This window comes from Streptomyces hilarionis, assembly GCF_024539675.1.
Classification (GTDB): domain Bacteria; phylum Actinomycetota; class Actinomycetes; order Streptomycetales; family Streptomycetaceae; genus Streptomyces; species Streptomyces hilarionis.
In genome coordinates this window covers 1-298 of sequence record NZ_JAHHIT010000642.1, presented here as the reverse complement: position 1 = coordinate 298, position 298 = coordinate 1, and the positions used below count along the sequence as shown (strand labels likewise).

Annotated in this window: 1 pseudogene; it reads left to right on the top strand. The window is 71.5% G+C overall.

What is annotated here, in order from left to right:
• Positions 1-218 (top strand): annotated as a pseudogene (locus tag KMS84_RS39845) (hypothetical protein); the annotation flags it as partial.
• Positions 219-298 lie beyond the last annotated feature (80 nt).

Genomic DNA, 298 nt, shown 5'->3' with positions numbered 1-298 from the left:
CCCCCGAACCGAGCGGCCGCCCCCAGCGCACCGCCGCCGTCAGCGGCCTGGTCACCGCCTCCCTGGCGCTGGCCATGGTCGCCGCGAGCTTCACCGCGCACCTGGTCTACAACGACTACTACACCTGCCGGAACGACGCCCTCACCAACGAGGCGAAGCAGTCCTGCGACGACCTCCTCCCCAAGCAACTCAGAGACGTCCTGGGCGCGAACGCCTGACCCGGAGCGCAACAGGGGCCGGGGCAGGACAGGGGCACGGCAGAACAGAGGCAGGGGAGGAACAGGGGCAGGGCAGGGGC